The organism is Sulfitobacter sp. HNIBRBA3233, assembly GCF_040149665.1.
GTDB lineage: Bacteria > Pseudomonadota > Alphaproteobacteria > Rhodobacterales > Rhodobacteraceae > Sulfitobacter > Sulfitobacter marinivivus.
The window spans coordinates 367,768-392,263 of sequence record NZ_JBEFLP010000001.1; the positions used below are offsets into that span (position 1 = coordinate 367,768).

General features: G+C 65.1%; 22 protein-coding genes. 18 read left to right on the forward strand and 4 right to left on the reverse strand.

Annotation, left to right across the window (positions count from 1 at the left end):
• Nucleotides 1-5: 5 nt before the first annotated feature.
• The 8 genes from ABMC89_RS01775 to cysG are packed head-to-tail and all read left to right on the forward strand — an operon-like array spanning nucleotide 6 to nucleotide 11,574.
• Nucleotides 6-1,088: an ABC transporter permease gene (locus ABMC89_RS01775; protein ID WP_349564577.1), complete on the forward strand. Its 1,083-nt coding sequence runs from the start codon at nucleotides 6-8 to the stop codon at nucleotides 1,086-1,088.
• Between the two features lie 5 nt (nucleotides 1,089-1,093).
• Nucleotides 1,094-2,776 carry an ABC transporter ATP-binding protein gene (locus tag ABMC89_RS01780; RefSeq protein ID WP_349564579.1) on the forward strand — a complete coding sequence of 561 codons (1,683 nt, stop codon included), beginning with the start codon at nucleotides 1,094-1,096 and terminating at the stop codon, nucleotides 2,774-2,776.
• Nucleotides 2,777-2,830: 54 nt separating this feature from the next.
• The gene (locus tag ABMC89_RS01785) at nucleotides 2,831-3,784 is read left to right on the forward strand and encodes a GAF domain-containing protein (RefSeq protein ID WP_349564582.1); all 954 of its coding nucleotides are present in this window, start codon (nucleotides 2,831-2,833) and stop codon (nucleotides 3,782-3,784) included.
• 13 nt (nucleotides 3,785-3,797) lie between these two features.
• Nucleotides 3,798-6,236 (forward strand): nitrite reductase large subunit NirB, encoded by a 2,439-nt coding sequence (nirB, locus tag ABMC89_RS01790; RefSeq protein ID WP_349564584.1) that lies wholly within the window; start codon nucleotides 3,798-3,800, stop codon nucleotides 6,234-6,236.
• The gene (nirD, locus tag ABMC89_RS01795) at nucleotides 6,233-6,565 is read left to right on the forward strand and encodes a nitrite reductase small subunit NirD (protein WP_349564586.1); all 333 of its coding nucleotides are present in this window, start codon (nucleotides 6,233-6,235) and stop codon (nucleotides 6,563-6,565) included. Before nirB ends, nirD begins: the two co-directional genes overlap by 4 nt.
• A complete protein-coding gene (locus tag ABMC89_RS01800) occupies nucleotides 6,565-9,186 on the forward strand; it encodes a molybdopterin-dependent oxidoreductase (protein ID WP_349564588.1) in 2,622 nt (873 codons plus the stop codon). The genes nirD and ABMC89_RS01800 overlap by 1 nt, the downstream gene beginning before the upstream one ends.
• On the forward strand, nucleotides 9,183-10,151 hold the full coding sequence (locus tag ABMC89_RS01805) for a glycosyl transferase family protein (RefSeq protein ID WP_349564590.1): 969 nt from the start codon (nucleotides 9,183-9,185) through the stop codon (nucleotides 10,149-10,151). Before ABMC89_RS01800 ends, ABMC89_RS01805 begins: the two co-directional genes overlap by 4 nt.
• Nucleotides 10,152-10,161: 10 nt before the next feature.
• The gene (gene cysG / locus ABMC89_RS01810; RefSeq protein ID WP_349564592.1) at nucleotides 10,162-11,574 is read left to right on the forward strand and encodes a siroheme synthase CysG; all 1,413 of its coding nucleotides are present in this window, start codon (nucleotides 10,162-10,164) and stop codon (nucleotides 11,572-11,574) included.
• A 23-nt stretch (nucleotides 11,575-11,597) separates the two neighbouring features.
• Here the strand turns inward: cysG and ABMC89_RS01815 are convergent, their stop codons facing one another.
• Nucleotides 11,598-11,921, reverse strand: a complete 324-nt coding sequence (locus ABMC89_RS01815) for a hypothetical protein (RefSeq protein WP_349564594.1) — start codon at nucleotides 11,919-11,921, stop codon at nucleotides 11,598-11,600.
• A gap of 730 nt (nucleotides 11,922-12,651) precedes the next feature.
• Here ABMC89_RS01815 and dusA point away from each other — a divergent pair.
• The 4 genes from dusA to ABMC89_RS01835 all read left to right on the forward strand — a co-directional run bounded on the left by dusA (nucleotide 12,652) and on the right by ABMC89_RS01835 (nucleotide 15,649).
• Entirely contained in the window at nucleotides 12,652-13,668 is a 1,017-nt protein-coding gene (gene dusA / locus ABMC89_RS01820; RefSeq protein ID WP_349564596.1) for a tRNA dihydrouridine(20/20a) synthase DusA, read from the forward strand.
• A gap of 36 nt (nucleotides 13,669-13,704) precedes the next feature.
• Entirely contained in the window at nucleotides 13,705-14,529 is an 825-nt protein-coding gene (locus ABMC89_RS01825) for a sulfite exporter TauE/SafE family protein (protein ID WP_349564598.1), read from the forward strand.
• Nucleotides 14,526-15,281: a hypothetical protein gene (locus ABMC89_RS01830; RefSeq protein ID WP_349564600.1), complete on the forward strand. Its 756-nt coding sequence runs from the start codon at nucleotides 14,526-14,528 to the stop codon at nucleotides 15,279-15,281. The genes ABMC89_RS01825 and ABMC89_RS01830 overlap by 4 nt, the downstream gene beginning before the upstream one ends.
• Nucleotides 15,282-15,418: 137 nt before the next feature.
• Nucleotides 15,419-15,649 carry a hypothetical protein gene (locus ABMC89_RS01835; RefSeq protein WP_349564602.1) on the forward strand — a complete coding sequence of 77 codons (231 nt, stop codon included), beginning with the start codon at nucleotides 15,419-15,421 and terminating at the stop codon, nucleotides 15,647-15,649.
• A gap of 14 nt (nucleotides 15,650-15,663) precedes the next feature.
• On the opposite strand, the gene ABMC89_RS01840 is transcribed toward ABMC89_RS01835, so the two are convergent.
• From ABMC89_RS01840 to ccmI, 3 genes are read right to left on the reverse strand one after another with little or no spacing between them, the layout of a single operon-like run.
• Nucleotides 15,664-15,909 carry a DUF1289 domain-containing protein gene (locus ABMC89_RS01840; RefSeq protein WP_349564604.1) on the reverse strand — a complete coding sequence of 82 codons (246 nt, stop codon included), beginning with the start codon at nucleotides 15,907-15,909 and terminating at the stop codon, nucleotides 15,664-15,666.
• A 57-nt stretch (nucleotides 15,910-15,966) separates the two neighbouring features.
• Nucleotides 15,967-16,443 carry a Holliday junction resolvase RuvX gene (ruvX, locus tag ABMC89_RS01845; RefSeq protein ID WP_349564606.1) on the reverse strand — a complete coding sequence of 159 codons (477 nt, stop codon included), beginning with the start codon at nucleotides 16,441-16,443 and terminating at the stop codon, nucleotides 15,967-15,969.
• The gene (ccmI, locus tag ABMC89_RS01850; protein ID WP_349564608.1) at nucleotides 16,440-17,666 is read right to left on the reverse strand and encodes a c-type cytochrome biogenesis protein CcmI; all 1,227 of its coding nucleotides are present in this window, start codon (nucleotides 17,664-17,666) and stop codon (nucleotides 16,440-16,442) included. Before ccmI ends, ruvX begins: the two co-directional genes overlap by 4 nt.
• Before the next feature lie 237 nt (nucleotides 17,667-17,903).
• On the opposite strand from ccmI, the gene ABMC89_RS01855 reads away from it, so the two are divergent.
• From ABMC89_RS01855 to ABMC89_RS01880, 6 genes are all read left to right on the forward strand, one after another.
• Entirely contained in the window at nucleotides 17,904-19,148 is a 1,245-nt protein-coding gene (locus ABMC89_RS01855) for a sarcosine oxidase subunit beta family protein (RefSeq protein ID WP_349564610.1), read from the forward strand.
• Nucleotides 19,149-19,275: 127 nt separating this feature from the next.
• Nucleotides 19,276-19,605, forward strand: coding sequence for a hypothetical protein (locus ABMC89_RS01860; protein ID WP_349564612.1), 330 nt, complete (start codon nucleotides 19,276-19,278; stop codon nucleotides 19,603-19,605).
• 129 nt (nucleotides 19,606-19,734) lie between these two features.
• Nucleotides 19,735-20,058: a sarcosine oxidase subunit delta gene (locus ABMC89_RS01865; RefSeq protein WP_349564614.1), complete on the forward strand. Its 324-nt coding sequence runs from the start codon at nucleotides 19,735-19,737 to the stop codon at nucleotides 20,056-20,058.
• A gap of 64 nt (nucleotides 20,059-20,122) precedes the next feature.
• Complete coding sequence (locus ABMC89_RS01870) at nucleotides 20,123-23,140, forward strand: sarcosine oxidase subunit alpha family protein (RefSeq protein ID WP_349564616.1); 3,018 nt, start codon at nucleotides 20,123-20,125, stop codon at nucleotides 23,138-23,140.
• Nucleotides 23,133-23,702 (forward strand): sarcosine oxidase subunit gamma, encoded by a 570-nt coding sequence (locus ABMC89_RS01875; protein WP_349564618.1) that lies wholly within the window; start codon nucleotides 23,133-23,135, stop codon nucleotides 23,700-23,702. Before ABMC89_RS01870 ends, ABMC89_RS01875 begins: the two co-directional genes overlap by 8 nt.
• 123 nt (nucleotides 23,703-23,825) lie before the next feature.
• Nucleotides 23,826-24,425 (forward strand): superoxide dismutase, encoded by a 600-nt coding sequence (locus ABMC89_RS01880; protein WP_349564620.1) that lies wholly within the window; start codon nucleotides 23,826-23,828, stop codon nucleotides 24,423-24,425.
• Nucleotides 24,426-24,496 lie beyond the last annotated feature (71 nt).

Sequence of the window (24,496 nt, forward strand, 5' to 3'; positions counted from 1 at the left end):
CAGACATGACCACCATTGATCCCCATTTCGAAGACGCCCAGGCCAAGGAGGCCCGCAAGGCGCGGCTGTTCTCGCGCATCAATACGGCCGACAAATGGTTCAGCGTGATTGGCCTGGCCTGGGTCACGCCGATCCTGCGCGCTGCCGCAGGTGACAATCCCAAGGCGCAGGTCAAGGAAATCTGGCGGCTGTTCTGCGTGCCGCTGCTGTCGATCCTCGTATTCCTGATGCTCTGGGCGACCCTTGCGCCAAAGGTGCAAACCTCGCTCGGTGCGATCCCCGGGCCGGGTGCCGTCTGGACCGAAGCGGTCAACCTGCACGAAGACGCCGTGCGCAAGGCCGAGCGTGAGGCCGTGTTCATGGAGCGTGTCGCGGAACGCAACGAACGCCTGATCGCAGCGGGCCGCGCCGATGAAGTCAAGGAAATCGGTTTTACCGGCGCGCCCTCCTATTACGACCAGATCGGGACCTCGATCTTTACCGTGTTCTTCGGCTTCCTTATCGCCTCGGCGGTCGCGATCCCGCTGGGCATTCTGGCGGGCCTGTCGCCCATCGCAAACGCGGCTTTGAACCCGCTGATCCAGATTTTCAAACCGGTGTCGCCGCTGGCGTGGCTGCCCATCGTCACCATGGTCGTCTCGGCGGTTTATGTGACCAATGACGGTCTGTTCGCCAAATCCTTTCTGGTCTCTGCCATCACCGTGACGCTGTGTTCGCTCTGGCCGACCTTGATCAACACGGCGCTGGGCGTGGCCAGCATCGACAAGGACCTCGTCAGCGTCAGCCGCGTGCTCAAGATGAACACCTACACCAAGATCACCAAGCTGGTGCTGCCATCGGCCCTGCCGCTGATCTTCACCGGTCTGCGCCTGTCGCTGGGTGTGGGCTGGATGGTGCTGATCGCGGCGGAAATGCTGGCGCAGAACCCCGGCCTTGGCAAATTCGTCTGGGATGAATTCCAGAACGGCTCGTCGCAATCGCTGGCCAAGATCATCGTCGCGGTGCTGACCATCGGGATCATCGGCTTCATGCTCGACCGGGTGATGTACGCGCTGCAATCCCTCTTCACCTTCTCGAACAACCGGTGAGCGGTATGAGCATTCTGACATTCGAAAACGTCTGCAAAGGCTATGGCCAGGGCACCGACCGCACCGAGATCCTGCGCGAAATCTCGATGGAGGTAACGCAGGGGGAATTCGTCGCGATCCTCGGGTTCTCGGGCACCGGCAAAACCACGCTGATCAACATGATCGCCGGGCTTGATGTGCCCGATACCGGATCGGTCACCTTCAAGGGTGCGCCCATCGACGGGCCGGGGCCGGAACGCGGGCTGGTGTTTCAAAGCTATTCGCTGATGCCGTGGCTGACCGTGAAGGGCAATGTCCTGCTGGCCGTGGATGCCGCCTTTCCCAAGATGTCCACTGCGGAGAAATCCGCCAAGGCGGACCATTACATCCAGATGGTCGGGCTGTCCCACGCCGCTACGCGCCGCCCGGCGGAACTGTCCGGTGGCATGCGCCAGCGCGTGTCGGTGGCTCGCGCCCTCGCACTCGACCCCGAAGTCTTGCTGCTGGACGAGCCGCTTTCGGCGCTCGACGCGCTCACCCGCGCCAATCTGGCCGATGAGATCCTCGATATCTGGGAACAGGACAAGAAGACCTGCCTTTTGATCACCAACGACGTGGACGAGGCGATCCTGATGGCCGACCGTGTCATCGTCCTGAACCCGGACGGCACCTTGGCCGAACCGTTCAAGATCAACATTCCGCGCCCGCGCGACCGGATGGCGATGAACACCCACGACGGGTTCAAGGCCCTGCGCGCGACGATCACCAAGTACCTGATGGATGTCGGGATCGAGGCGCGTGTCGAAGGCACCCGCAACCTGCCCAACGTCACGCCGATCCACTCGTTGCCAGCCGTGGTGAAACAGGCGCAGGCCAGCCCGATCGAAGAGCGCTTTCTGACCTTCTCGCAACTGCACAAGGTCTATCCCACCCCCAAGGGGCCGCTGACCGTTGTCGAAGACTTCGATCTGAAGGTCAACAAGGGCGAGTTCATCTCGCTGATCGGGCATTCGGGCTGCGGCAAATCCACGGTGCTGACCATGGCCGCGGGTCTGAACCCGATCTCGAAAGGGGCGATCCGTCTGGATGGCTGGAACGTCGAAGGGGCCGATCCGGAACGCGCCGTCGTGTTCCAATCGCCCAACCTCTTCCCGTGGCTGACCGCGAAAGAGAATGTCGCGATCGGTGTGGACAAGGTCTATCCCCGCGCCAGTCAGGCCGAGCGGCAGGATGTCGTTGAATACTACCTCGAACGGGTAGGGCTGGCCGACAGCATGGATCAGCAGGCCGACAGCATGTCCAACGGCATGAAGCAGCGGGTCGGGATCGCGCGGGCCTTTGCGCTGTCGCCCAAACTGCTGCTGCTCGATGAACCCTTCGGCATGCTCGACAGCCTCACGCGGTGGGAGCTGCAAGAGGTGCTGATGGAAGTCTGGTCGCGCACCAAGGTCACCGCCATCTGCGTGACCCATGACGTGGATGAGGCGATCCTTCTGGCCGACCGCGTGGTGATGATGACCAACGGACCGCAGGCCACGATTGGCCGCATCGTGGACGTGGACCTGCCGCGCCCGCGCACCCGCAAGGCGCTGTTGGAGCATCCCGATTACTACCGCTACCGCCAGCAGGTTCTGGATTTCCTTGAGGAATATGAACACGGGGCCAAGCCCAAACCGAAACCTGCCGCCGAAGCCGTGGCTGCGGAATGATCTGTGATGCCGAAACCCGCACAGGCTGCGCGGATGAGCAAGGAAGAACCTGAGATGAATGTTCTCACAAAATCGGCGGTCGAACCCTTCATTCAGGTCGCAGAGGTCTGGGTGCCCGAGGGTGACACGCTGATCTATGCCGCAGGTGACTACAACGGGCTGGACAGTTTTGAGGCCGCATCGCGCCAGACCAGTTTCGCCAGGGGAGAGGGCCTGCCGGGCAAGGCCTGGGCCGAGGCGCGGCCTGTGGTGCTCAAAGCTTTTGACGGATCGTATTTCCAGCGGACCGAAGCCGCGAAAGAAGCGGGGCTGACCGCCGCCGTCGCCATTCCCGTTTTCGATGGCGCAACGCTGTTGGCGGTCCTCGTCGTGCTGTGCGGGGATGATGCGGTCCGCACCGGCGCGATCGAGGTCTGGACCGACGATGCCGATGGGATGCTCACGCTGGATGACGGCTATTACGGCGCGGCGGACGAGTTCGAATTCGTGTCCCGGCACACGCATTTCCCGCGCGGGCAGGGCCTGCCCGGTGGCGTCTGGGCCTCTGATACGCCGATTTTGATGCGCGACCTCGGGGCGGGCTACAAGTTCATCCGCGCCTCCGCTGCGGGCAAGGCAGGTCTGACAACGGGCATTGGTTTTCCGGTGCCCGTGCCCGGAAGCAAACCTTACGTGCTGACGCTGCTGTCGGCCTTGGGCACACCCATCGCCCGCCGGTTCGAGATCTGGGATGCCCGCCCGGCCCGCGTGGGCAAATCAGGCAATGCCGTTCTGATCGACGGGATCTGCGAACGGGCGGGCGCCCTGTGGAAAGACGACGGTGACGGGCTGAACACGCAGGCCCCGACCGCCAGCCCCTGGAAAGGCGTGATCGGTCAGGTGCTGGGCTCCGGCCTGCCGGTCGTTGCACGCAAGTCCGCCGGGCTGCCGGAAGGCTACAGCGCCTTTGTCGGTCTGCCCCTTCATCGCGGTGGCGGACTGTCCCACATCGTCGCCTGGTACATCTGAGAGGATCGACACAATGACAAAACAGAAACTCGTGGTGATCGGGGCAGGGATGGCGTCCGGCCGGATGCTCGAAAACCTCACCGAAGGCGCGCCCGATGCCTGGGACGTGACCCTGTTCAACGCCGAACCGCGCGGCAACTACAACCGCATCATGCTGTCGCCCGTCCTGTCGGGCGAGAAATCATACGCCGAGATCGTCACCCACGATGCCGCCTGGTACGAAGACAAGGGCGTGACCTGCCGCTTTGGCGAACGGGTCATCGCGATTGACCGCGCGGCGAAAACAGTGACGGGTGAACAGGGCACAGTCGCCTACGACAAGCTGGTGATCGCCAGCGGATCGAACCCTTTCATGATCCCTCTGCCCGGCCACGATCTGGACGGCGTCATCGCCTACCGCGATCTGGAAGACACCAACCGCATGATCGACATCGCGGGCAACCCGGAGGCCAAGGTTGTCGTCATCGGCGGCGGATTGTTGGGGCTGGAGGCCGCGGCGGGTCTGCGGCTGCGCGGGGTGGATGTAACGGTCGTGCATATCGCTGGCCACCTGATGGAGCGGCAGCTGGACGAGGCGGCGGGGTATCTTCTGCGCCGCGCCCTGGTCGACAAGGGCATCACCATCAAATGCGGTGCGAATTCCAAGGAAATCCTGGGTGAAAACGGCAAGGTAAAGGCGCTCTTGCTGGATGATGGCACCGAACTGCCCTGCGATCTTCTGGTCATGGCCGTGGGCATCCGCCCCAATACGGCTTTGGCCAAGGAGAGCGGGCTGGCCGTCGGGCGCGGCATTCATGTGGACGACCAGATGGTGACTTCGGACGCGGATATTCTTGCCGTTGGCGAGTGTGTTGAACATGACGGAGCGATCTTTGGGCTTGTTGCGCCGCTTTACGATCAGGCAACGGTCGCGGCGAAAACCCTGATGGGCCAAGGGGCGTCCTTCGTGCAAAAGGAGCTGTCGACCAAGCTCAAGGTCACAGGCTGCGATCTGTTCAGCGCGGGCGATTTTGTCGATGGCGAAGGGCGCGAGGACATCGTGTTTCGCGATCCCGCACGCGGTGTCTACAAGCGGCTGGTCATCGAAAGCAACCGGGTCATCGGGGCCGTGTTCTATGGCGATACCACCGACAGCAGCTGGTTCTTCGGCCTGATCCGCGACAAGACCGATATCTCGGAGATGCGCGAGACGCTGATCTTCGGGCCGAACATGCAGGGGGCCTCCGTGGACCCCATGCAAGCCGTTGCAGCCTTGCCGGCTGACACAGAGATCTGTGGTTGCAACGGCGTGTGCAAAGGCCGGATCGTGGAGGCCATCGAAGCTGGCGCCACAACACTTGCCGAAGTGCGGGCGCAGACCAAGGCCAGCGGATCCTGCGGGACCTGCACCGGGCTGGTGGAGCAGGTCATGGCGGTCACGCTTGGCGATGCGTTCCAGATGCCTGCCGCCGCTTCGATTTGCGGCTGCACCGATCTGACCCACGAAGACGTGCGCCGGCTGATCAAAAGCCAGGAGCTGAAATCACAAGACGCGGTCTGGCAGCAGTTGAGTTGGAAAACACCCAATGGCTGCCACGTCTGCCGCCCGGCGATCAACTACTACCTGCTGGCCGATTGGCCGCTGGAGTATCGCGACGACCCGCAAAGCCGGTTTGTGAATGAACGCAACCACGCCAACATCCAGAAGGACGGCACCTATTCCGTCGTGCCGCGCATGTGGGGCGGGATCACCACCGCCAATGAACTGCGGGCGATTGCGGATGCCGCCGACAAATACAACGTGCCCACGGTCAAGGTGACAGGCGGCCAGCGGATCGACCTTTTGGGCGTGCGCAAGGAAGACCTGCCCGCGATCTGGTACGATCTGAACCAGGCGGGCATGGTGTCCGGTCACGCCTATTCCAAGGGCCTGCGCACCGTCAAAACCTGCGTCGGCAAGGACCACTGCCGGTTCGGGACCCAAGATAGCACGGGGCTTGGCATCAAGCTGGAAAAACTGCTGTGGGGGTCATGGACGCCGCATAAGGTCAAGCTCGGCGTGTCGGGCTGTCCGCGCAACTGCGCGGAGGCCACCTGCAAGGACGTCGGCATCGTATGCGTCGACTCGGGCTATGAGGTGTCGGTTGCCGGTGCTGCGGGCATGGACGTGCGCGAAACCGAATTGCTGGGCAAGGTCGCGACGGAAGCCGAGGCGATCGAACTGACCACCGCCTTTATCCAGCTTTACCGCGAGAATGCCAAATATCTGGACCGTGGCTACAAGTGGGTCGCGAAAGTCGGCCTTGATTGGGTCAAGGAGCAGGTCGTCGATGATCTGGAAAACCGCGCCGCTCTGATCGCGCGTTTCGAGCTGTCACAATCCATCTACCGCAAGGATCCATGGGCCGAACATGCCGTTCAGGCGGACAAATACCAGCCCCTTGCCGATCTGACACTGGAGGCCGCAGAATGAGCTGGATCGACGTAGGACATATCGACGATATTCCGTTGCGCGGAGCGCGCCTGGTCAAGACCGTGCAGGGCTGTGTGGCGTTGTTCCGGACCGGGCCGGAGGAGGTTTTTGCCGCCTCAGACACCTGTCCGCACAAGGGCGGGCCGCTCAGCGAAGGGATCATCCACGGCAAGCAGGTCACATGCCCGCTGCACAACTGGGTCTTTTCGCTGGAAACCGGCGACGCGCAGGGCGCGGATCAGGGGCACATCCAGACCTACCCATTGCGGCTGGAGGCCGGGCGGCTGATGCTCGATGGTGCGGCGCTGGCCAAAAGAAGTGCCGCCTGATGGACGGGTCCGGCGTGCCAGAAACCCGCTCGACCTGCCCCTATTGCGGGGTCGGCTGCGGTGTCTTGCTGCGGGCGACGAAAGACGGCGGGCTGGACGTGCGGGGCGATCCGGATCATCCGGCAAACTTCGGGCGGCTGTGCTCCAAGGGGCTGGCCCTGGGCGAGACCGTGGGGCTGGACGGGCGGCTGACGGCCCCGTTGGTGAATGGCGCTGAGGCAGAGTGGGACGATGCGCTGCAATTGGTGGCGGACCGGTTTTCCCGGACCATCGCCGAACACGGGCCTGACAGCGTGGCGCTTTATGTCTCGGGTCAGATGCTGACCGAGGATTATTACATCGCCAACAAGCTGGCCAAAGGGTTTATGGGCACGGCGAATATCGACACGAATTCAAGGCTTTGCATGGCCTCCACCGTGGCGGGGCACAAACGGGCCTTCGGCACCGACACGGTGCCGGGCACCTACGAAGACCTTGAACTGGCCGATCTGATCGTGCTGACCGGATCGAACCTCGCGTGGTGTCATCCGGTCCTTTATCAACGGATCTTGGCGGCCAAAGCCAAGCGTCCGCAGATGAAGATCGTCGTGATTGACCCCCGCCGCACGGCAAGCTGTGACGGGGCCGACCTGCATCTGGCCCTCCAGCCCGGCAGCGACGTGGCGCTGTTCAACCATTTGCTGACACAGATCGAGGCGCAGGGTGCCTTGGATGCCGACTATGTCGCGGCGCATGTTGACGGGTTCCCCGAAGCCATCCGCGCCGCGCGCGCCAGCGATGTGTCACAGACGGGGCTGTCTGACGCCGATCTTGCGGCCTTCGTCTCGCTGTGGCTCTCCACCGAAAAGGTCGTGACCGTCTTCAGCCAAGGGGTGAACCAGTCCACCTCCGGCAGTGACAAGGTCAACGCGATCCTCAACTGCCACCTTGCGACCGGACGGATCGGCAAGCCCGGCGCGGGCCCGTTTTCGGTGACCGGGCAGCCCAATGCGATGGGCGGGCGCGAAGTGGGCGGTTTGGCCAATATGCTGGCCTGCCACCTTGATCTGGAAAACCCGGCCCACCGCCATGCGGTCCGCCTGTTCTGGGACGCGCCGCAGATGCCGGAGGCCGCGGGCCTCAAGGCGGTCGAGATGTTCCGCGCCGTCGCGCGCGGCGATATCAAGGCGCTGTGGATCATCCACACCAACCCCGCCGTGTCGATGCCTGACGTGAATGCCGTCGCGGCGGCGATAGCGGGATGCGATTTTACCGTGGTGTCGGACATCACCGGCCAGACCGATACCGCGCGGCTGGCCGACGTGCTGCTGCCCGCGACGGCCTGGGCCGAAAAGGACGGAACCGTAACCAATTCGGATCGCACGATCAGCCGCCAACGTGCCGTTCTGCCGCCGCCCGCACAGGCGCGGCCCGACTGGGCGATCCTTGCCGAAGTGGGCCGTCGCATGGGGTGGCACAAGGCCTTTGACTATGACGGCCCCGCGCAGATTTTCCGCGAACATGCGGCTTTGTCCGGCATCGCGGGTGGTTTTGGGCGCGATTTCGATATCTCGGGCATGGCGGAACTGTCGGACGCGGATTACGCGCGCCTTGCCCCTTTTCGTTGGCCGTTCGCGGCCAGAAAGGGCGGGCGTTTTTTCGCGGATGGCGGGTTCTTCACCCCCAACGGCAAGGCGCGGATGCTGCCGCTGCACCCCCGCGCGATGGCGGCCCCCGTCACGCCCGACTTTCCCTATCGCCTGAACACAGGCCGGACACGCGACCAGTGGCACACGATGACGCGCACGGGAAAATCCGTCCGGCTTGCGGCGCATCTCTCGGAGCCGTTTCTTGAAATTCACCCCAGCGACGCCAGCGCGATTGGCATCGATCCGGCGGGGCTGGTGCGCGTGCATAACGCGACCGGCAGCGCCATTCTGCGGGCCCTGATCACGGATCGCGTGAAGCCCGGTCAGCTCTTTGCGCCGATCCACTGGACCGGCGAAACCGCGCCAAGCGGGCGGATCGATATGCTGGTGCCGGGTGCTTTCGATCCGGTCTCGGGACAGCCCGAAAGCAAGGCCGCCGCCGTGGCGGTGGAGGCGTTCAGGGCGCAATGGTACGGCTTTGCGGTGTCGCGGGGGCCGATCCTGGCGGACAGCGCCTATTGGGCGAAAACACCGACAGCCAAGGGCTGGCGGTGCGAGTTGGCCGGGCTGGACAGGCCCGCCGATTGGGAACAGGCCGCGCGGCGGATGTTCGGGCAGACCGGCGGCACCCTGCAAACGCTCGAAGACAAACAAGGCGGCAGCTTTCGTGCAGTTCTGACCGGGGAAAACGGCCTTGAGGCGGCATTGTTCGTGTCCGCCAAGCCTGTGGCCGTCATGCGCGACTACCTTGCCGGGCTGCCCGACGCCGCGATCACGGGCCGCGCGCCCGTGGATCAGCCTGACCCCGGGCCGATCCTGTGCTCATGCTTTGGCGTCGGCGTGAATACGATCCTGGCCGCGATAGAGGAGCGGCAGTTGGCAACGGTCGACGCGATCGGCGCGGCACTACAGGCGGGCACGAACTGCGGCTCTTGCAGGCCGGAACTGGCGGTGCTTCTGCGCGCCAGCCAAACGCAGGAGGCCGCGGAATGACCCTTGCCCCCTTCGTGCAGATCCTCGGGCGTGGGCCGGGGCGGTCGCGGTCGCTGACGATGGATGAAGCGTCAGAGGCGATGCAGGTGATCCTGTCAGGGCAGGCGGCCCCTGAAGCGGTGGGCGCGATGCTGATGCTGCTGCGGATGAAGGGCGAAACCGCCGCGGAACTGGCGGGCTTCGTCAGCGCAGCGCGGGCCGAAATCGGTTGGGCCGCAGTCACACCGGCGCTTGATTGGCCAAGCTATGCCGCCGGTCGGACACGCGGCCTGCCGTGGTTTCTGCTGAGCGCGAAGCTGGTGGCAAGGGCGGGCTATCCCGTTGTCCTGCACGGCTGGAATTCGCATCAGGGCAGCAATGCCGATGTCCGCCGGGGCTGTGCCGAATTGGGCATCGCGATGACGTCTGACGCGAAGAGGACGCAGGCAGCCCTTTCAGCGGATGGGATCGCCTATGTCCCGCTGGAGGCGCTGTCACCCCGGCTGTTCGACCTTCTCCGCCTGCGTGAGGTTCTGGGGCTAAGATCCTGTATCAACACCGTTTTGCGCCTGCTCAATCCGTTCGATGCATCAAGCTCGGTGCAGGGTGTCTTCCACCCCTCCTACCGCGAAGTGCAGGCCGATGCCTGTGCCTTGCTGGGCCAGACAAACCTGAGCGTGATCAAGGGCGGCGGTGGCGAATTCGAGCGGCACCCGAGCAAGAACCTGCAGGCCTTTGGTCTGCGCGCAGGGCGCGCTTGGCAAGAGGGTTTTGGCGCGACGCATCAGGAGGTCCGTCGCCTGGCCGACACAGATGAAGACCTCTCTGACCTTGCCGCGATGTGGGCCGGCCGGATCGACACTGATTTCGCGCGCGCTGTGATCCTTGGGACCACCTCGCTTGCCCTGCATACCCTTGGGGCAGATGCGCCCGACCATTTGGCTGAAACGCTTTGGGCCACCCGTCACCGGGCGCGGGCCGCATGAAGGACAGCGTATGAAAAGTTTCCCGATGTTCATCAAAACGACCGGCCGCCGCGTTGTCATCGCGGGCGGGGGCGAACAGGCGGCGCAAAAGGCGCGGCTGATGCTCAAGACCGATGCGCAGATCGTGCTTCTGGCGGAGACGCTGGATGATGAGTTGCAGGGTCTCGTGTCCGAGGGGCGCGCGGCGCATGTGACCGGACCGATCAGCGCCGACAGCTTGGCGGGGGCCGCGATGGTGTTCATCGGCAGCGGTTGCCCCGGCATCGACGCGAGCCTGCACGCCATTGCCAAGGCCGCTCGCGTGCCGGTGAATGTGGTCGATCAGCCGGACCTGTGCGATATCACCACCCCGTCCCTGGTGGATCGCGACCCGGTCGTGGTGGCGATCGGCACCGAAGGTACGGCCCCCGTACTGGCCCGCACCATCAAGACACAGGTCGAACAGATGCTGGACCCGAGCCTTGGCGCCTTTGCGGCCCTCGCAGGGCGCATGCGCGGTGCCGTCGCGCAGCATGTGCCACGCGCGGCGCGGCGGGCGTTCTGGGGCTGGGCGTTCAAAGGCGCCCCGTGGGAGGCGCACAAGCGCGGCGCGCAGCGCGGTGCGGCGAAGATGCTCAAGGAGGCGATCCGGGCAGGGGGCGCGCCGTCAGGCAAGACGCAGGGTGCCATCGCATTGGTGGGCGCGGGGCCCGGTGCCCGCGACCTGCTGACCCTCCGCGCGGTCGAGCGCCTGCAGGAGGCCGATATCATCTTCTACGACCGGCTGGTCGATGCCGATGTGCTGGAACTGGCACGAAGGGATGCAGAGCGGGTCTTTGTCGGCAAGGTCGTGGGCGCCAGCACATGGCCGCAAGACCGCATCTGCGAGGTCATCGTCGCGGCAGCCAAACAGGGCAAGCGCGTGGTGCGCCTGAAGTCGGGCGACCCGATGCTGTTCGGGCGCGCGGCGGAAGAGCTAGAAGCGGCAAACGGTGCGGGCATTCCCATCGAAGTCGTCCCCGGCGTGACCGCAGCCAGCGCCGCGTCCGCCATGCTCCAGCGGCCCCTGACGGTGCGGGGGCAGACGGACAAGGTGGTCTTTTGCACCGGGCAGACCCGCCCGGGTGACGCGCTGCCGGAGTGGCGCAGCCATGCGCAGGCCGGAACGACGCTGGTGTTCTACATGGCCATGGGGCGCGCGGGCGAGATTTCGCGGAATTTACAGGACGGGGGGATTTCGCCAGCCACACCAGTCACCGTCGCTGCAAACGTCTCCAAACCCACGCAAACCATGGTTGAGACGAACCTAGGCGATCTGGCCCGCGATATTGCGGCGGCGCAGATCAGGGGCTGTGGGCTGCTTCTGATCAGCCTTCCGAAAGACCGGCATGCTGCAAAGGCTGCTGCGTCTGTCCTGCCAGTACTTGATGCGGTCAGCGCGTGAGGTAGGCGAACAAGCGTGCTGTCTCATCGTCTGCGAAGGACCGTCAGGTCCATAACGAGGCGGTCGGAAAGGTGCTTGAGCCACTCTTCCTCTTCACCCGATGATGTATGGAGGGTGGCAATGATTTCAGTCGCTTGGCCGCAGCCCTGTGCAGCGTGTCTTCCTGTGTCGATCGCGTGATTTCGCAAAGCCTCCACGCATTGCGGTGTGCCGGACGATATCGGATTCCTCAAAGGGATGTGCCACTTGTCCCCGTAGATGTCGTAGTAGCGATAAGGGGAGAGCTGCGTGTAAACCTTGTCCTCGCCAATCCGGTCGAGCACCTTTGTCGGGACGGACACGCCCATCCCAGCTCGCATCCTGCACGATGAATTCTAAGCCTCGGAAGAAGGTTACACCGTCACAGCCGGGCGCTTCGGCGGTCAAAAGTCTCTCGACAGTATCGTCCAGCTCTTGCCCGCGAACCTCAAAGTAGACCTCGATGCGGCTGATTTCTTTCGGCAGATTGAGTTTGCCCTACACCACTCGCGGACGGGTGAACGGTGCTGCGAGTTCGACCGCACTACGCGTCGTAAGATCATGATTGTGAACGAGGGTGCAGCTGTCACTCTTACCGATTTCAGGAATAAACAATTGAACCTCCGTGCCTGAGACCATTTACGGCCCGCAGTTTCGTTTGCAACGGGCTCGCGGCTCCACGCGAGGATGGGCACCTAGGGCCGATGGCCTGTCGCTTTTCACACGGTGAGGCCTTGGCCCGCGACGCGGCGGTTTCCCTGCCTCGCTTATATTGGCTATAGGAGGGGCGATGAGGTCGCCAAAGCCCCGGTGGCGGGAAACGGACGTGCTTGCAGGCGCCAGCCCCTGATTGACCCGGCTTCGGGCCGTCTCGCGCGCGTGAGCCACCCGTTCGCCTGATCCGGCCCCGGTGCGCACCGGAAGGATGCTCGGGGATGGTGGCCATTTTTGTCTGCGGCTCATATGTGCAATGAGTGGTCGCAGAGGGGCAAATTCGGGGATATCAGCGCGTATTCCAGCGGTGCAAAGCCCGAAGCCAACAGTTTGAAGATACAAAAGATGCAACTGAACCAACACGCCAGATTGTCCGTCGCGCCGATGATGGACTGGACCGACCGCCATTGCCGGTATCTGCACCGGCTCATGAGCGGGCATGCCTTGCTCTACACCGAGATGGTCACCGCGCCCGCGCTGGTGCGCGGCGGCGCGCTGCATCTGCTTGACCATGACCCCTCGGAGCATCCCGTGGCCCTGCAACTCGGCGGTTCGGACCCTGCCGAACTGGCCGAGGCCGCGCGTCTGGGGGCGGCCGCCGGGTATGACGAGATCAACCTCAACGTCGGCTGCCCGTCCGACCGCGTGCAATCGGGCGCCTTCGGGGCGGTTCTGATGAAGGATCCGGCACTTGTCGCGCGCTGTGTCACCGCGATGCGCCGCGCGGTCGAGGTGGATGTGACCGTCAAATGCCGCATCGGCGTGGACGACCAGACGCCCGAAGACGTGCTGCCCGAATTCCTCTCGCGGATGGTCGGCGCGGGGGTCGAGCGGATGACGATCCACGCGCGCAAGGCATGGCTCGACGGGCTGAGCCCGAAGGAAAACCGCGATATTCCGCCGCTCGACTACCCACTCGTGCAGCGGATGAAGGAACTGTTTCCCAACCTGCATCTCTCGATCAATGGCGGCATCACATCGCTCGATCAGGTCGAGGCGCTGCTGGACAGCGGTCTGGACGGCGTGATGGTCGGGCGCGCCGCCTATCACCAGCCCGCCGATATCCTGTGCACGGCGGACCGCCGGATCTTCGGCGCAGGGCCGGAGGCCGACACCACGCCCGAAGCCACGGTCGAACGGATGCTGCCCTATATCGAAGCGCATCTGTCGCAGGGCGGCAAACTGGGGCAGGTCACGCGCCACATGCTGGGCCTTTTCGCGGGGCGTCCGGGTGCGCGGGCGTGGCGGCGGGTCCTGTCCGAAGGCGCCCACCGCGACGGTGCGGGCACCGATCTGGTCCGCGAAGCTTTGGCAGCGGTAACATCGCTGAGCGCTATGGCGGATCCAATGCAGGCCGTGTAGGAACGCGGCCAACATTGTCCACGCAGGAGACCCGCGATGCCCGAAACCGTTTTGTTGATCCAGATGGGGGCGCTTCTCCTGCTGATCGGAGCCTTTGCGGGCGTTCTGGCAGGGCTGCTGGGCGTGGGGGGCGGTATCGTGCTGGTGCCCGCGTTCTTCTATGCCTTCCAGACCATGGGATACGACAGCCCCGAGTTGATGCAGATCTGCCTCGCCACGTCGCTGGCGACGATTATCGTGACCTCCCTGCGGTCGGTCCATTCGCACAACAAGAAGGGTGCTGTCGATTGGCAGATCCTGCGCGGCTGGGCCCCGGGAATCGTGATCGGTGCGGTGATCGGGATGCTGGTGGTGGCCGGTCTGCGCTCGACCGTGTTGCAGGCGATCTTCGGGGGGCTGGCGCTGGTTGTCGGGCTTTACATGGGGTTCGGACGCAGTCACTGGCGGCTGGGTCAGGAAATGCCGCGCGGCGTGGCCCGCGCAGCGCTGTCGCCGGGTGTCGGGTTCCTCTCGGTGCTGATGGGCATCGGCGGTGGCAGCTTCGGCGTCCCGCTGATGAGCCTCTACAACACCCCGATCCACCGTGCCGTGGCAACGGCCGCAGGCTTCGGCGTGCTGATCGCCGTACCGTCGGTGATCGGTTTCCTGCTGGTCGAGATCGATCCCGCAAACAGACCGCCCTTCACCATCGGTGCGGTCAACCTCGTGGCCTTCGTACTTGTCATCGCCATGACGCTGGTGACCGCGCCGCTGGGCGCGCGGCTTGCCCATGCGATGGACCCCACGCCGCTCAAGCGCGTGTTCGCGGTCTTCCTGATTCTCGTGGCGCTGAACATGCTGCGCAAGGCCGTGATGGGATGACACCCGAGGCGGGATTTCGCGTCTACGGATACGACCCCGCCTGTGACCGCTGGGCCAGGGCCGCCCATGATGTCGCCGTCGGCATCGCGGCGGACCCGCGCTGGCGCGGACCCGACAACCTGCGCCACGGAGGCACGTGGTTCGTGGGCGTGGATGCGCTGCCCAACGATGCGCAGGGCGCAGTCGCGGGCGTCCCGCTCGCCGGGCCGTGGCAGGCGGATGTGCCAGCGCTGCCCCTGCACCGCGCACAGCTTTCCATCGTCTATCCCGGCTACCCGCGCCGCGATCCGTCCGAAACGGAGGCCGCGCACCGCTTCCGCCGCAACCGTGCGGCGGCCCATGTGGACGGCTTGCTGCCGGTGGGGCCGGAAAAGCGCCGCTTCGCGCTGGAATACCACGCCTATATCCTCGCGCTGCCGCTGACGCAGGTGGCTGCCGCGCCGACGGTCGTCTGGCCGGGCAGCCACCGGATCATGCAGGAGGCGTTGCGCCAGCGAATCGGGCAGGGGCCGGTCGCCAGCTGCGACCTGACAGAGGCCTATCAGGCCGCCCGCCGCACGGTTCTTGCCGCAGCCGATCCCGTGCCGCTGAAGCTTGAACGCGGGCAGAGCGCGCTGTTGCATCCGTTTTTGTTGCACGGCACGGCCCCTTGGGATCCGTCTTGCGCGGATCCTGCGGGTCACGGGCGGATCACGGCCTTCTTTCGCCCCGAATGCGCAGGTGGCGCAAACGCCTGGCTGGCGCTGCCGTAAATTCGGGCAGTCGGCTCACCGTTTCACGGTGACGCACAATAAACTTCACGCTGCCATATTGTTGCCCGATCGCGAAGGCATCACTCTCCCATCACGTCCCCGGCAAAGAGGGGCATTGCGAAGTGAAGGGTCAGGCTATGCTACAGATCATGACAGGACCGATGGGATGCCTTGCGTATCTCGATGCCCGTTCAATGGCGGGGGCCGCCTATCCCGCGCTGAATGTGCCGTCTTGTGATTTCGCCAGCGGCGAGGGCGTTGTCGCCGCGAATGATATCGCCGCCCCCGGCGTGGTGTCGCTGCCGCGCCATACCCGCAAGGGTGCCGCGCGTGCCATGTTCGGCGAACCGGTCAAACGCGAAAGCTGAGCGCGCGTCGCGCCCTAATCCGTCGCGCGCCCCCGGGCCAGCCGCGCCGCACGGCCCCCGCGCCGCTTCGAGAACGCCTCCGCCCGTCCGGGCAATTCCGCCATCACCGCGCGCCGCGCATCCGGCGTCATCCGCGACCATGCACCGATCTCGTCGATCGACCGCAGGCAGCCGGTACACAGGCGCGCTTCGGGATGCACCACGCAGATCTTGATGCAGGGGCTTTCGATCTCGTCACGTTTCCAGACAGTATCGCTCATGTGATGTTCCGTTGCGGATTGGTGTGCTTCGGGGCGTTTCGCGTTTGTTGCAGAGGATCAGACCCCGCGCAAGACGCGCAACCGGTCCAGCACACCTTGCAGGATATAGCTTGCGGCAACGTGGTCGATGACCTCGGCGCGACGCCTGCGCGACGTATCCGCCTCCAGCAACGCCCGTTCGGCTGCCACGGTGGACAGGCGTTCGTCCCAGAACCCGATGGGCAGGTCGGGGTGCAGGCGCTCGAAATTGCGCGCAAAGGCGCGTGTGGACTGGCAGCGCGGCCCTTCGCTGCCGTCCATGTTCAGCGGCAGCCCCAGAACCACGCCGGCGATCTTTCGGTCGTCGAAAATCTCGGCCAGCCGCGCCGCGTCCTGACCGAACTTGCGCCGCCGCACGGTCTCGAGCGGGGTGGCAACCGACAACATGCCGTCGCTGACCGCAACGCCGATTGTCTTTTCCCCCAGATCGAGGCCCGCAACCGCGCGGAAAGGGGGCAGGGCGGCGGCGAAATCGGTGATATCGGCGAGGATCATTCGACGACACCCGCGCGCTGGCCCGCAGCGTTGATGACGTCCAGCGCGGCTTGCTCGCCCGCGAAAACCTCGACCGCATTGGCGTGGATCGCGATGGCCTCGCTCTGGCGGCCCAGAACGCCCAGCGACGTGATCAGCCGGGCCCAGTCCTCCGCGCTGCCGCCCTCGGTGGCCAGTCGGTCCGACAGGCCCTGCACCATGGCACCGATCATCTCCATCCGCTCGGCGGGCGACATGTCCTGCGCGGCCTCCATATCTTCGGTCGAGGGGCCGGGGGCGGCGGAGCCTACGGCGGGCACGGTATAGCGCACCCCCGCCACCTGCGCGAGCTCTTCGATCTGCGCGAGAATCGGCGGGACCCACGGCGCCCCCTCGGGCCCCTCGCGCAGCAGGCGATCCCAGATGCGGAAGGCCTGATCGGGGCGGCCCGTTTGCAGCAGCATCAGCCCGTAGTAATAGCGCGCAACGCCGTTGCGCGGATCCTGCGACAGCGCCGCGCGCAGGCTCAGTTCCGCCTGCGGAGACACGTAACCGCCCGCCGCCATCACCTGCAATTCGCCCAGATCGGCAAGCTCGCCTGCGGTTACATCCTCTGCGCGGATCTCGACAACGCGGCGCTGCGCCTCCTTGGCCGCGCTGAAATTACCGATCCGCCGTTCCTGCTGGGCCAGCAGGATGTGCCCCTGCAAATCGTTCGGGCGCTTGGCCACCGTCTCGCGCAGCTGCGTCAGCAGGCGGCGGTAATCATCGCCAAGGTCGGCGGGCGGCAAGAAGGGCGGCAAGGATGCCTCGGCGACCTGCTGGTCGGGACGGGTGCTGCGCACTTCCTCGGCAAAGGCGATCCGGTCCTGAAGCGCCATGTCGCCGTAGCCGGGCGCGCCCAGCCACAGGTAGGTGCCCACGCTGCCCGCCAGTCCCAGACCGATCAGCCCCAGCGCGACCGAGGCCGGCGCGCGCGTCGAACGGGTCTGCGCGGCGTGGGCCGCGCGGTCCGCCGCAATCAGACGCCGCGCGATTTCGGCGTGGACCCGGTCGGCATCGGCGGCGTCGATCACGCCGCGTGCGACATCGCGGTCCACCTCGGCAAGCTGTGCGCGGTAAACGGCTGCATCCGACGAGGCGCGTGCGGAGGGTGTGCGCGCGGCGCCACGGATCACCGCCTGTGCCAGAACACCCCCGACGATCAGCGTCATCGCCACGACTATTGCCCAGAAAATCGCCATGTCCACTCCCGAAAAATTTCTTTTGTACCTAATACGCGCGGCCCCCCGGCAAAAGGCCCATTCACCCCTGCCGCGACGAATGGCCCACAGGCCCAGCGCGCGCCTTGCCAGCCATGTCGCAAAATTGATAAGTCATGTCGCGGCGGGCAGCCCGTTTTTTGCCCAACACCCCATGAAGGGGCCTTGAAGGGGCCACGCGTCCCGAATCCGTTTTCCAGCCATCCCCGGGGACTTCAGATGAAGAAATATTCCGCCTTTGCCGTTGCCCGCGAAGCGATGCGCCACCACACCGGCTGGACACGGGCGTGGCGCGATGCGGCGCCCAAGAAACGCTACGATGCCATCATCATCGGCGCGGGCGGCCACGGTCTGGCGACCGCCTACTATCTGGGCAAGAATTTCGGCATCACCAATGTCGCGATCCTTGAAAAGGGCTGGCTCGGCGGCGGCAACACGGGCCGGAACACCACGATCATCCGTTCGAACTATCTGCAGGATCCCTCCGCCGCGATCTACGAGAAATCCCGTAGCCTCTACGAGACGATGAGCCAGGATCTGAACTACAACGTCATGTTCAGCCCGCGCGGCGTGATCATGCTGGCGCAGACCGAACACGAGGTGCGCGGCTACAAGCGCACCGCCCACGCCAACGCCCTGCAGGGTGTGAAGACCGAATTCATCTCGCCCCGGCGGGTCAAGGAACTGGTGCCGATCATCAACCTCGACGGGCCGCGCTATCCGGTGCTGGGCGGTCTGTGGCAGGCCCGCGGCGGCACGGCACGCCACGACGCCGTCGCATGGGGCTACGCGCGGGCCTGCTCAGACATGGGCATGGACGTGATCCAGAAATGCGAAGTGACCGGCATCCGGCAGGAGGGTGGCAAGGTCACCGGCGTCAGCACCACGCGCGGCGACATCGGCTGCGACAAGCTCGGCATCGTGGTCGCAGGCCACTCGGGCCATCTGGCCGATATGGCGGGCTTCCGTCTGCCGATCGAATCCGTCGCCCTTCAGGCGCTGGTCTCCGAGCCGATCAAACCCTGCATGGACGTGGTCGTCATGGCCAACACGGTCCACGGCTACATGAGCCAGTCCGACAAGGGCGAGATGGTCATCGGCGGCGGCACCGACGGCTACAACAACTATACCCAGCGCGGGTCATTCCACCATATCGAGGAAACCGTGCGCGCCCTGATCGAAACCTTCCCGATGGTGTCGCGCCTCAAGATGCTGCGCCAGTGGGGGGGCATCGTGGATGTCACCGGCGACCGCTCCCCGATCCTGTCGAAAACACCTGTGGACGGCATCTTCATCAACTGCGGCTGGGGCACGGGCGGCTTCAAGGCGATCCCCGGCTCCGGCTGGGCCATGGCCGAGCTGATGGCCAAGGGCCGCTCCCCGCTCACCGACGCCTTCGGCCTCAACCGCTTCACCGAAGGCCGCTTCATCGACGAATCCGTGGCGGCGGGGGTGGCGCACTGATGGCGGATCTTCGCGCAGCCATCGGCGACAGGGCGCCGATGCCGCTGGGGCCGGGGCAGGGCACGCGGAACCGTGCCCTGCGCCCGTTGGTTTCTGTTGCAACACACCTTTGCAACGGAGCAAACCAATGGCACAGCCAGACAACACCAACAAAACCGACTCCACGACCGAACGCTACGTTCACACCGAAACCACCCGCGAGAAATCGGGCGGCGGCATGGCCGTCATTGTCGCAGCAATCATTCTCGTGCTCGCGGCCCTGTCGTATTTCGTCTTCCTCGGTGACGACGCTACCCCGACCAGCGGCGACGCAGGCGGCGGCGACGTCAACATCTCCGTTGAAGGATCCGGCGCGGCAGCCGAAGGCGGCGATGCGCCCGCAGCCGACGCTCCTGCCTCGGACGACAGCGCACCGGCCGCTGACAGCGACACCACGGCACCCGCTGCCTCCGAATAAAACGCGCCCCGAGCACGCGCCCTCAGGGCAGCAGGCTGGCGTCGGTCCCGACGCCGGCCTTTCTGCGTTCGCCTTCCCGCTGCCGCGCGTGCAGCGTTCTTCCAGACCCACCCCCAGCGGAGCGTTGACATGCTGATCGTATCCTGCCCCTGTTGCGGCATCACCGCCGAGGAAACCGAATTCCACGCCCACGGCGAGGCGCATATCACCCGCCACAGCGTCGGCGCGTCGGACGATCTGGTCGAGGAATATCTTTTCATGCGCGCCAACCCAAAGGGGGTGCATTTCGAACGCTGGCGCCACCAGTACGGTTGCGGAAAATGGTTCCACATGGCCCGCGACACCACCACGCTCGAGGTCTTCGGCACCTACAGCGCCCGGACGACCGAACCGCCGCAGGACATCCTCGACCGGATCGAGGCCCGCCGCCCCGGATGGAGCGCCAAGGCCTGATGCGCTTCTCCATTTTGCCAATAAACTCAATCCCGTCCCCCCGTCACGCACCGGAGCCCCGCACATGAGCACCCGTCTCGCCACAGGTGGCCGCCTGATCGACAAGAGCAGGCCGGTCAAGTTCCGCTTCAACGGCAAACACATGTCCGGATACGCGGGCGACACGCTCGCCTCGGCGCTGCTGGCCAATGACCAGATGCTGGTGGGCCGGTCGTTCAAATACCACCGCCCCCGCGGCATCGTGGCCGCCGGCCCCGAAGAGCCGAACGCGCTGATGAACCTCGGACGCGAAGGCCGCTTCGAACCCAACGCCCGCGCCACGACCACCGAACTCTTCGACGGGCTGCGCGCCGAAAGCCAGAACCACTGGCCCAGCCTCGAATTCGACGTGGGTGCGATCAACAAGCATCTCAGCCGCTTCCTGCCCGCGGGCTTCTATTACAAGATGTTCATCCATCCGCGGCCCTTCTGGAAATACATCTACGAACCGATCATCCGCCACTCGGCGGGTCTGGGCCGTGCGCCCAAGGCGCGCGACGAGGACACCTACGAGCATTTCTACGCCTTCTGCGACGTGATGGTGGTGGGCGGCGGTGTGGCCGGGCTCGAAGCGGCCCGCGCGGCGGCGCTGACCGGCGCGCGGGTGATGCTGGTCGAACAGACCGCCCATTGGGGCGGCCGTGCACCCGTCGACGGTGGAGAGATCGACGGAAAGCCGGTGCAGGAGTGGATCGACGCGACCCTCGCGCAGCTTGCCGCACTCGACAACGTGACCCTGCGCACCCGCACCATGGCCTCCGGGGTCTACGATCACGGCTATGTGCTGGGCTACGAGCGGCTGACCGACCATGCGCCCGACACCGACGGGCCGCGCCACCGGCTCTGGCGCATCCGCGCCGGCCATGTGATCACGGCGACAGGGGCGATCGAACGCCCGCTCAGCTTTGCGGGCAACGACATCCCCGGGGTGATGCTGGCCGCTGCGGTGCGCGACTACGTGGTGAACTTCGGCGTGTCCGTCGGCGACCGCACCGTGGTGGTGACCAACAACGACGACGCCTACCTCACCGCCATCGCGCTGAAACACGCGGGCCTCGACGTGCCTGCCGTGCTCGACGCGCGCGTTCTGGCCGAGGACAGCCCCTTGATGACCCAGGCAAGGGCGCTGGGGATCCGCGTTCTGATGGGCCACGGGATTTCCTCGGTCAAGGGAACGAAACGGGTCACCGGCGTGGCCGTCTGCAGCCAGGCGGGCGAGGGCGGCGTTCTCGAGGAGATCGCCTGCGATGCGGTGGCGATGTCGGGCGGCTGGTCGCCGGTGGTCCACCTGTGGTCCCATTGCGGCGGCAAGCTCACATGGGACGTCGATCATGCGTGCTTCAGCCCGCATCCCGACCACGCGCCCACCGGTGCCGACGGCATGCAGTTCGTCACCACCGCCGGCTGTGCCTCCGGTCTGTTCCAGCTGACCGATGTGCTCAACGATGCCTTTGCCGCCGCCGACGGCGTGGTGCGGTCCATGGGGATGAAACTGCCCCGCGACGCCAAACCACCCAAGTCCGATGTCACCGGCGAGGCGCTGATGGCACCGGTCTGGCTGATGCCGCAGGGCGCCAGTGCCAAGCTGCGCGAGAAAGCGTGGCTCGACTACCAGAACGACGTGAAAGTCTCGGACGTGCGGCTGGCCGCGCAGGAAGGCTTCGTCTCCGTCGAACACGCCAAGCGCTACACCACGCTGGGCATGGCGACAGATCAGGGAAAACTCAGCAACATCAACGGGCTCGCGGTGCTTGCTGGTGCACTGGATGAAGACATCCCCGCCGTGGGCACCACCACCTTCCGGCCGCCCTATCACCCCATCAGCATGGGCGCGATCGGCGGCGAGGCGCGTGACGAGGTGTTCCAGCCCCTGCGCCGCACGCCGATGCACGACTGGCACGATGCCAACGGGGCAGAGTGGGAACCGGTTGGCCACTGGCGCCGCCCCTACGCCTACAGGCGCGGTGGCGAATCCACCCATGACGCCGTGATGCGCGAGACCAAGAACGTGCGCGACAACCTCGGCCTGCTCGACGCTTCCACGCTGGGCAAGCTGATCGTCAAAGGGCCTGACGCGGGCAAGTTCCTCGACATGCTCTACACCAACATGATGAGCACGCTGAAGCCGGGCAAATGCCGCTACGGGCTGATGTGCAACGACAACGGCTTCCTGATCGACGATGGCGTGGTCGCGCGGATCGACGACGACACATGGCTGTGCCACACCACCACCGGCGGCGCGGACCGCATCCACGCCCATATGGAGGAATGGCTCCAGACCGAATGGTGGGACTGGAAGGTCTATGTGGCCAATGTGACCGAGCAATACGCGCAGGTCGCCGTGGTCGGGCCGAACGCGCGTACCGCGCTGGAGCGGCTGGGCGGCATGGATGTCTCCGCCGAGGCTCTGGGCTTCATGGAGTGGGCCGATGGCACGCTGGGCGGCTTCAAGGTCCGGGTCTACCGGATTTCCTTCTCGGGCGAACTCAGCTTCGAGATCGCGGTCGATGCGGGGCAGGGACAGGCGTTCTGGGATGCGCTGATGACGGTCGGCAACGATCTGGGTGTCATGCCCTACGGCACCGAGGCGCTGCATATCCTGCGCGCCGAGAAGGGGTTCATCATGATCGGCGACGAGACCGACGGCACCGTGATCCCGCAGGATCTGGGCCTCGACTGGGCGCTGTCGAAAAAGAAAGACGACTACCTCGGCAAGCGCGCCCAGCAGCGCAGCCACATGGCCGATCCGGACCGCTGGAAGCTGGTGGGGCTGGAGACGACCGACGGCTCGACCCTGCCGGACGGCGCCTATGCCGTGGGCGAGGGCACGAACGAAAACGGCCAGCGCACCATGATCGGGCGGGTGACCTCCAGCTACCATTCGCCGAACCTCGAAAAGGGGATTGCGATGGGGCTGGTGCTGCACGGCCCCGACCGCATGGGCGAGGTGCTGGAATTCCCCGGCACCGACGGCAAGACCTACAAGGCGCGGATCGTCGATCCGGTATTCTACGACAAGGAAGGCGCAAAGCAGAATGTCTGATCCGGTTGCCCCCATGAACAACGCCCGCTTCGATACTGGAATCGCTACGGTTTCCGAAGTTATCCCCACGGGGATGATCACCCTGCGTGGCGATATTTCCGCGCGCAAGATCCAGAAGATCGCCACCCATGCCGCCGGCGTCGCCATGCCCGGCACCCGCCAGATCACCACCGACGGCGATGCCGCGCTGGCGTGGATGTCACCGGACGAGCTCTTGGTGATGTGCCCCTACGCCGAAGCCGGCCAGCGCGTTGCGGACATGCAAAAGGCGCTGGGGGGCGAACATGCATTGGTCGTCAACGTGTCTGACGCGCGGGCGATCTTTGACGTCTCGGGCCCCCGTGCGCGCGAAGTCATCGCGAAACTCGCGCCTGTCGATCTTGCCCCTGCGCAATTCGGCCCCGGTGAGATCCGCCGCACGCGTCTTGCGCAGGTGCCGGCGGCCTTCTGGATGGTCTCGCAGGACAGCTTCCGCGTGGTTTGCTTCCGGTCCGTCGCGCAATATGTGTTCAACCTGCTGAAGACAGCGGCACAGACCGGATCCGAGGTCGACGCGTTCTGAACCGGCATCAAGGGGCCGCGGTCGGCACGCGCATCTGCGAAGTTTGCGCCGCGACCCCTTGACGCGGCCCTCATCCGCGCTCCATCTGAGGCAGAACAGCAATACAAAGAAGGAGACCCAGCAATGGCTTTCGAACTTCCCGATCTTCCCTATGCACACGACGCCCTTGCCCCCAAAGGCATGAGCGCCGAAACTCTGGAATACCACCACGACAAGCACCACAACGCCTATGTCACCAATGGCAACAAGGCCGTCGCGGGCACCGAGTGGGAGGGCAAATCCCTCGAAGAGATCATCAAGGGCACATACGATCCGAACGCCGTTGCCCAGAGCGGCATCTTCAACAACATCAGCCAGCTGTGGAATCACAACCAGTTCTGGGAAATGATGTGCCCCGACGTATGCCCGATGCCCAGCGAGCTTGAAAAAGCGCTGAACGAAAACTTCGGGTCGGTCGACAAGTTCAAGGACGCCTTCAAGGCGGCCGGTGGCGGCCAGTTCGGTTCGGGCTGGGCATGGCTGGTCAAGGACACCGACGGCAGCCTCAAGGTTACCAGCACCGAAAACGGTGTGAACCCCGTCTGCTTCGGCCAGACCGCGCTGCTGGGCTGTGACGTGTGGGAGCATTCCTACTACATCGACTTCCGCAACGCGCGTCCCGACTATCTGACCAACTTCCTCGACAATCTTGTGAACTGGGAGAACGTCGCCTCGCGCATGTAAGCGCGGCGAAAGCCCCGAAACAGTCGAAGAAAGCGCCCCGCAGGACAACCCTGCGGGGCGTTTGCGTTGGA

Bases quoted from the DNA above. Each gene is read 5' to 3' on its own strand.
- ABMC89_RS01860 (WP_349564612.1), top strand. From the start codon at position 19,276: ATGGCACAGCCAGACAACACCAACAAAACCGACTCCACGACCGAACGC.
- ABMC89_RS01880 (WP_349564620.1), top strand. From the start codon at position 23,826: ATGGCTTTCGAACTTCCCGATCTTCCCTATGCACACGACGCCCTTGCC.
- ABMC89_RS01865 (WP_349564614.1), top strand. From the start codon at position 19,735: ATGCTGATCGTATCCTGCCCCTGTTGCGGCATCACCGCCGAGGAAACC.
- ABMC89_RS01805 (WP_349564590.1), top strand. From the start codon at position 9,183: ATGACCCTTGCCCCCTTCGTGCAGATCCTCGGGCGTGGGCCGGGGCGG.
- ABMC89_RS01870 (WP_349564616.1), top strand. From the start codon at position 20,123: ATGAGCACCCGTCTCGCCACAGGTGGCCGCCTGATCGACAAGAGCAGG.
- dusA (WP_349564596.1), top strand. From the start codon at position 12,652: ATGCAACTGAACCAACACGCCAGATTGTCCGTCGCGCCGATGATGGAC.
- ABMC89_RS01830 (WP_349564600.1), top strand. From the start codon at position 14,526: ATGACACCCGAGGCGGGATTTCGCGTCTACGGATACGACCCCGCCTGT.
- ABMC89_RS01780 (WP_349564579.1), top strand. From the start codon at position 1,094: ATGAGCATTCTGACATTCGAAAACGTCTGCAAAGGCTATGGCCAGGGC.
- cysG (WP_349564592.1), top strand. From the start codon at position 10,162: ATGAAAAGTTTCCCGATGTTCATCAAAACGACCGGCCGCCGCGTTGTC.
- ABMC89_RS01825 (WP_349564598.1), top strand. From the start codon at position 13,705: ATGCCCGAAACCGTTTTGTTGATCCAGATGGGGGCGCTTCTCCTGCTG.
- ruvX (WP_349564606.1), bottom strand. From the start codon at position 16,443: ATGATCCTCGCCGATATCACCGATTTCGCCGCCGCCCTGCCCCCTTTC.
- nirB (WP_349564584.1), top strand. From the start codon at position 3,798: ATGACAAAACAGAAACTCGTGGTGATCGGGGCAGGGATGGCGTCCGGC.
- ccmI (WP_349564608.1), bottom strand. From the start codon at position 17,666: ATGGCGATTTTCTGGGCAATAGTCGTGGCGATGACGCTGATCGTCGGG.
- nirD (WP_349564586.1), top strand. From the start codon at position 6,233: ATGAGCTGGATCGACGTAGGACATATCGACGATATTCCGTTGCGCGGA.
- ABMC89_RS01775 (WP_349564577.1), top strand. From the start codon at position 6: ATGACCACCATTGATCCCCATTTCGAAGACGCCCAGGCCAAGGAGGCC.
- ABMC89_RS01785 (WP_349564582.1), top strand. From the start codon at position 2,831: ATGAATGTTCTCACAAAATCGGCGGTCGAACCCTTCATTCAGGTCGCA.
- ABMC89_RS01800 (WP_349564588.1), top strand. From the start codon at position 6,565: ATGGACGGGTCCGGCGTGCCAGAAACCCGCTCGACCTGCCCCTATTGC.
- ABMC89_RS01835 (WP_349564602.1), top strand. From the start codon at position 15,419: ATGCTACAGATCATGACAGGACCGATGGGATGCCTTGCGTATCTCGAT.
- ABMC89_RS01855 (WP_349564610.1), top strand. From the start codon at position 17,904: ATGAAGAAATATTCCGCCTTTGCCGTTGCCCGCGAAGCGATGCGCCAC.
- ABMC89_RS01840 (WP_349564604.1), bottom strand. From the start codon at position 15,909: ATGAGCGATACTGTCTGGAAACGTGACGAGATCGAAAGCCCCTGCATC.
- ABMC89_RS01875 (WP_349564618.1), top strand. From the start codon at position 23,133: ATGTCTGATCCGGTTGCCCCCATGAACAACGCCCGCTTCGATACTGGA.
- ABMC89_RS01815 (WP_349564594.1), bottom strand. From the start codon at position 11,921: ATGGGCGTGTCCGTCCCGACAAAGGTGCTCGACCGGATTGGCGAGGAC.